This window comes from Microcoleus sp. w2-18bC1 (genome assembly GCF_036700365.1).
Taxonomy (GTDB): domain Bacteria; phylum Cyanobacteriota; class Cyanobacteriia; order Cyanobacteriales; family Microcoleaceae; genus Microcoleus.
On the sequence record NZ_JAUBOS010000017.1, the window covers coordinates 90,166 to 97,533 of the forward strand.

Below are 7,368 nucleotides of genomic sequence, written 5' to 3' on the forward strand. Positions count from 1 at the left end.
CAATTATTAGCGGTAAAAGTAAGTGCGGTAATTGGTTGAATTTCACTGCCTGTAGCCAAGTTAATCGTAACAGGTGCTGTCGGTTGAGTATTTAACTGAACGCTGTAACTTCCAGTTGCACCGCCTTCCGTTGCATTCGCAGCAGTGGGGTTAATAGAAACGCCTGGGAAGTCGTTATCGGTAATGGCGACGCTAACAGCCGGAATTGTGATGCTGTTATAATTAACATCGCTACTGGTAGCAGTATGGTCGATCGCACCCGTATGATTTCCTTCAACTGCATTGTCATCAACAGCAGCCACCGCCACAGTTTGAGCGACATTCCAATTATTAGCGGTAAAAGTAAGTGCGGTAATTGGTTGAATTTCACTGCCTGTAGCCAAGTTAATCGTAACAGGTGCGATCGGTTGACTATTTAACTGAACAGTGTAACTTCCATTTGCACCGCCTTCCGTTGCATTTGTGCTGGCAGGATTAATCGTAATGCCAGGAGTTTCATTATCGCTGTTGCTGGCGCTGACATCATCGGGATTGAGATTGCTGTAATTAATGTCGGTACTGACAGCCGCAGCAGTGACAATATTGTAAGTTTTACTGCCATCAGCAACGCTGTCGTCAACACCTGTCACCGTTACCGTTTGCGGTTGATTCCAGTTCGCAGGCGTGAAAGTTAAACTGTTGCTGGAAACTGTTGCTTCGGCGGGATTGGAACTGCTCAAATCAATGCTAACATTAGCACTGGGTTGACTGTTAAGTTTAACGGTAAATGTAGCGCTGTCGCCTGCTTCTGTCGTCACTAATCCGCTGGCAGGATTGACGGTGACTCCGGCAGTGTCATCATTACCGATCGTAGTTGTAGCGGTAGCAGCGGTAATAGTCGGAGTCGGGCCGGGCGCAACCGGATTTGACAGAGTAACAGTAATAGTTTCATCCGGTTCAATTATCGCATCGCCCAATACATCTAAAGTAATGGTTTTCGATGTCTCGCCCGCCGCAAAATTAACCGTACCAGTAATGCTAGTTCCCCCAGAAGTGCCGCCGATATTGTTGTAATCGCTGCTGTTTGTAGCAGTTCCTCCAATTGCATAATTTACACTGCTGGCAGCATCAATCCCGCCGCTGCGAGTCACGGTAAAAGTAACGGGAGTAGTGCCACTGTTGCCTTCGGCGAGGCTGGCAGTACCGGCAGCAATGGCGTAATCTATGGCGTCATTGGCCGGAATAGTTAGTGTTGTTTCTTTTGTTGTACCTGCAATCCCATCAGTAATCGTACCAAAGCTGAACACCGCTGTTTCGGCGTTCTCTGGGATATTGTCAGCTTTGACAGTGACAGCAACATTCTGAGTGAGGGTGTTGGTACCTGCACTGAATGTGAGAGTGGCAGGTGAAAAAGTGTAGTCTGAATCTTGGGTAGCTGTACTGCTGGGGTCGATAACAATTGGTACAACTAGATCGCTGAAGGGAGTGCCCCCGCTGATGGTGACTGGGACATTAACGATGGTATCTGTTGTTCCTTCGGTGCCGCTGTAAGTGGCTGCGCCGAAATTGACCTCAACGGTGGTATTCAGCAGGATGGAGACATCGTTAGAACCGCTATTGGCGGTGGCGAGATCGGGTTTGTTGTCGGCGTTAAAATCTTTGATGGCGATCGCTTTTGGATTTGTCCCGACTGCGTAGTTAATGGGGTTGCCAAAAGTGCCTTGACCGGTTCCAGTTAGAATAGAAACGTTGTTTGATTGATTGTTAGCCACAGCGATATCGAGTTTGCTGTCGGCGTTTAAGTCGGCAACTGCGATCGATGCCGGACTATCGCCTCCCGCTGAGTAGTTGGTGGCATTGCCAAAGACACCTTGACCAGTTCCAAGTAAAATGGAAATGTTGTTAGAAATGCTGTTGGTGATGGCGAGATCTAGAATGTTGTCACCGTTAAAGTCTCCTGCGGCAATGGATGTTGGATTAGTCCCAACTGCATAATTTACCGCGATTGAAAATCGGTCTGCACCAGCGCCTCCCGTGTTCAGTAGGATGGAAACGTTGTTAGAACCGCTGCTAGTGATGGCAAGATCGAGGCGGCCATCGCTGTTAAAGTCTCTCGCTGCAATCGCGGTTGGAGTTGTCCCTACCTGAGATATATTTTCTTCAATAGCAAAACCGTTGCCTTGAGCGTTTTGTAATCCGATGGAAACGCCACCATTAATGTCTGCTACAACTATGTCTGATAAATTGTCTGCGTTAAAATCGCCTACGCCGATCGCACTGGGCGGGTTTGTCCCGGCGCTAAAGCTAGTGGAGTTGCCAAAAGTACCTTGACCAGTACCCGGTAAGATGTAAACGGAACCACTAGGAAATTCTCCACCAGACCAGTTAGTTACGGCTAGGTCTAGGAAATTATCGGTGTTAAAATTACCTGCTACGATGGGAGTACGACTGGATTGATTTACGTTGGCGGGAGTGCCAAATCCTCCTTGGCTGTCCCCTATTAATAGGGAAACAGCGGTTCCGCTGCTGATGGCTAAGTCTGGGATATTGTCGTTATTAAAGTTTTCGGCAGTCAGGGATTGGGGATTTGTGCTGGTTGGAAAGTTGCTAGCGGAACTGAAAGTAGACATGATTAATTTACCGATTAGTTAACAACAGTAATTTTTGATGTTTCGAGTTGTGAAACTGATGCAAATCGCCCCTAAGTTGCTGGCATCAGTGTCCCGACGATCGCAAGTACAAACAGGCTGCCTCCCACAGCGATAGTTACTATATTCCATACCGAAAATCGATCGTTAGGATTGTGGTTTGGGGCTGCTAAACTGTTCAGTTCATTCACAATCTCTTGAACAGGAAGCAAAACTATTACAGATAAAAAACTAACTAGCCAGTATGGGTCTGGCAGTCGGGTACACAGCGCAAGCCCCAACCAAGCCAGAGTCAGCAAGAAGGGACTACAGTTGGCATCAATACCGCGCAATTTAGCCCTATTTCTAATTTTCGTAATCAATGAATAACAAAAAATACCGTTGAAAACAGCTCTCCAAAATGGGCTAATGTCGTCTCCTGTTGCGGCTTTGAATAGCTGCCAGTTTTTGTAAAACCAAAAAATTTGATAGAGGCCCAAGGTTACTAGGGACATCACGAACAACTTCAGCCGAGAAACAGGAAAAAACATTGGTGGTGCATCTTCATTCATATCAAAAACCTCATAGGTGGATAGACTACTACTCGATCGGGACTTATACCCAATGCGGTCGATTATCAGGTCGATGGTAGGGGCGGGTTCACCAACAATATCTGCTAATAGACAATTTCAAAAACCCGCCCCGGCCGCGATCGTACTGTCGAATACCGGGGCGGGTTTACAGAATCTCTCGTTTCTCTTAAAGATATCCGCGAACCCGCCCTACAGGAATTATGGTCGATAAACCGGACATCATATCAGTCCTATTGCTATTAGATTGAGCCAAAATTTGCGACACCGATCGCACTTGCCGTCACCCCATTCAGAGATGCTAAAATCTCTCCGGTTGCTGACAAGCGGATGAATGTTGAACTGTTTTCTTGAGTAATTGAGAATTGCGAGAAAGTCAGACCATTACCCAAAACTAACAAGTCTTTACCAACTTCAAAGTCAGTAATAGTATCAGTACCGGAATTGGTAGATAGCAAGAATTTATCTACCCCATTCCCTCCCGTCAAACTATCACTTCCCAAACCGCCATTCAGCAAATCGTCACCGCGATTGCCAAACAAGACATCATCACCGCTACTTCCGAGTAAAGTATCGTTACCTTTGCCGCCGAAAAGAGTGTCATTCCCCACCGCACCGTCGAGGGAATCATTGCCCCTCAGACCCAGCAAAACATTATTTGGACTGTCGCCAGTCAGGGTATCATCGCCATTTGTACCGAGAATTCGATCGGGGGAATTGCTGCCCAAATCTGCGTCGCCGGTGACAACAGGAGTTGCAATCCCAGCAGGTAATATCACAGCTTGAATTTTGGTATCTAAAGCAGCACCAGTATTCTCAGTAACTACCTGGGAAATTGTCTTAGTTCCCGCACCAACTTCTTTGAAGTCTTGAGTAGTTGGGCCCAAAGCTACTTGTTGGACGCGGGCTACTGATTCAGGAATTGATGTTCCTGTTGGGTTGGAGACAGCAGAATCAATGCGCTGATTTGCTGTTGCCATTACTGTCGCAGCTTGCGAGGTAATTGAGGTAACTTTTTGACTGTTGAAACTGGGGTCAATCTGCTGAATATTCGCGGCAGCTTGCTGAATTATTGGTTCTAAAGCGAGTGCGTTGCTGAGGTTTAAAACAGTGCCGGATTGAATTTGACTCGTAATTGAACTGACAACAGCTTTGACAATTTCGTTAGTAGCTGCACTGGAAGCACCGTCAATCAAACCCGCAGTTTGAGTGATAACATTTTGGACTTTTACCATTGCAGATAAAGTTGCCACGCCGCCCGGTTCGCTGTCGTTGGTGGCGGCGATCGGATCGAAATCTGCGATCGGAACATCAGCAGGAATGGCAAGAGCAGATTTGATGAGAGATTCAGCCCGATCGCTCTCAATTCCCTTATCTATCAAGTCCACCATCAGAGTAGTTAACAGCGTGACCACAGTAGCGTCAGCAGGTGCAGTAACAGGCGTTTCTAAAGGCAAACCGGTCGCGGTATCAGTGCCTCCAAAAGCCACTAAATTTCCTTCATTTGAATCAATCTCCCCATTGGCGTTTTTGTCGAAAGTCTCAAAGGGAAAATCGAGATTAAATTCACCGCTAGTGTCAGTGTTAGTTGAGGGTTCGCCAGCATCGAGAACACCATTTTTATTGGCATCCAAAAATACCTTGGCACCTGCAATGTAATTATCAATCACCCAGCGACCGTTATATTTTGTTATCTTGAAGGTTTGAGAATTGCTTGCACCTGCAGGGTCGGTGGCGGTTAACTTAACCTTAAACGGTCTTACAAAACTCAATGGTTTTCCATTAATATTAAACACTGGTGGAGTGCCAGTAAATTTGATGGTGTTCTTGTTAGAGTCGAAAGAGAATCCCAGCCAGCTACTGTTGAAACTGCTGGTTAAAGGACTGCCATCCTCTCGAGTTAATTTGTAAGAGATTAAGTCGCCATCCGGGTCGGTGTAGACATTTTGAATGTCTTGATTAAACTCCTTAATGAAATAGTCTAAATGAATCTTTTCTTGTGGCGGACGGTTCTGGACAACACCTCCTCCAGCAATAGCTTCACCCAAAGCCAGCACATCAACACGCTTGAAATTAAGACCTGTATGTTTAACGTTATCCTTTTCATCGTCGCCATCGTTGATAGTGACACCGGTTTGTTTCAAAAGATTAGCGAACTCCTTTGGCGTCAGTTTGCGACCTAATTCTTGCTGTGCTAACTGTTGTGCTAATACTGCTATGCCGCTAATGTGGGCTGTAGCTTGACTGGTACCGTGATAGGTGCTTCTCTCGTTTATATCGCCATCTTTGCCAGCCCCAGTGATAGGTGCTCCTGGAGCAAAAACTGTGGTTAATGTCCCGTTACGCTGAGAAAAAGGAGCAATACGATCAGCAGCAGTGGTATTTGCTGTTACCAATTTCCCAGTCTCACCAGGCTTATTCGCAAAATAGTTCCCCAAAGAGAAAGAACCAATGTTGGAATTGTATACCGCGCCAATCGACAGCGAATTCGGATCTGCTGAAGGGTAGTTTACACCTGGAGGCTCATTCTGGTACGGGTAGTAACGGTTGCCTGATGAAGAGACAACAATTATATTTTTCGCCGCTAATGCTGCCAGTTCATCTCCTATACCGTAGAGTGAAGTTTGACTGGTGGCAAAATTTTCACCGCTGCCGAATGCCATACAAACGCTGGCAATCTTGTAAGTATCTGCATTTTGCAATACCCACTGCAAAGCTTGTTCAACATAGGGAAACTTATTAATTTCGTCACTAGGCATATTATCCTTATTATCCTTTCTCACTTTGAGACCGATAATATTAGCCCCAGGTGCCATCCCTGTATAGGTTGGGTCTTGGGAAGCAATAATGCTTGCAATGTTAGATCCGTGTCCGTCTTTGTCGCTAGCATCCGCGTCGCCGTCGGCAAAATCGTAGTTATAAACGATGCGATCGCTGATGCCGTTTGAGTCGCGGTCAGGGCCAAAGAATGGGTGGTTTAAGTTGATGCCAGTCTCTAATACCGCTACAGAGAAACCACTGCCGTCAATACCGGAAAAACGTGGTGTGGCGCGGAATTTATCCAAATTTATTTGCGCGCTGGATACACTAGCAGGGATCTCATGAAATGGGTCGTTGCCGCTGCCGTCAAAACTACCAAAAAAGTCTGCTGGGAGGAAGTTATTAACGAAACTTGAAGCATTACTATTACCACCAACACCACTAAACAACACTGAGTCGAGGAAATTGCTATCAATCAGGGAAGTGGATAGATTGTTAGTGAGTAGATTGTTGTTGATGCCGCGCAAAATGCTGCTGCTAGGTGAATTTGACTGGGGATTTGTGACGGCTGGGCCTTCATAGCCTGTAGTTGTGACACCTGCAAGACGAGGTACAGCAGACAAATTCAAGTTGTAGGGAGTCTGGGCACTATTAACTGAAGAAACTCGAATGCTGTAAGTCCCGTGTGCCAAAATGCGGTTAATTAATTTTGAACCAGCGCCAGAACTTATTGCAGTTGAGATGACATTTTGATTGCTGTCAAGCAATTCAAGATTAATATCTCCCGTAAATCCGCTGACTGCCAAGTTGAAGTCATTGTCAGCACCGATCGTGAATTTGTAGTAATCTGGCTCGTTACTACTTACTGAATCACTGTAGTTTCTGAGAGCGGAACTTGCATTAATTGTACGGGCTGTAGCTGATGTGTTTCCAGCTAAGTCTTGTGCTGGGATATTGCTGTCATTATCGTTATTGGTGACAGCGACATCGGACGCATTTAATCCGTTAAATCTGTTATCCGTACTGACAGCAGGGCTAGTAACAATGGTGTAAGTTTGATCACCGTCAATAGCAAAGTCGTCAACGCCTGTTACCGTTACTGTTTGCGGCTGATTCCAATTAGTAGAGTTGAAGGTAAGCGATTGCGGAGAAACTGTTCCTTCTGCTGTATTGGAACTTGCTAAATCTATTTTCACATCGCCAGTAGGTGGGATGTTTAAGCTGTTTAGTTGAACGTTAAATGTTGCGGTTTGGCCTGCTTCTGTGGTGATTAATCCACTTGCAGGGCCAACGGTAATTCCAGCAGGTGTGGGAGTTGGTGTTGGAGTTGGTAACGGAGGTGTTGGGGTTGGTGTTGGTGTTGGTAACGGAGGTGTTGGGGTTGGTGTTGGTGTTGGTAACGGAGGTGTTGG

At 46.1% G+C, this 7,368-nt stretch carries 3 protein-coding genes; all 3 read right to left on the reverse strand.

What is annotated here, in order from left to right:
• On the reverse strand, nt 1-2,609 hold a 2,609-nt coding region (locus QT979_RS12445), incomplete at its 3' end, for an FG-GAP-like repeat-containing protein (protein ID WP_333310230.1).
• A 71-nt stretch (nt 2,610-2,680) separates the two neighbouring features.
• The gene (locus QT979_RS12450) at nt 2,681-3,178 is read right to left on the reverse strand and encodes a hypothetical protein (protein WP_333164199.1); all 498 of its coding nucleotides are present in this window, start codon (nt 3,176-3,178) and stop codon (nt 2,681-2,683) included.
• Nucleotides 3,179-3,438: 260 nt separating this feature from the next.
• Nucleotides 3,439-7,368 (reverse strand): S8 family serine peptidase (locus QT979_RS12455; RefSeq protein WP_333310233.1); only part of this gene is annotated, 3,930 nt, incomplete at its 5' end.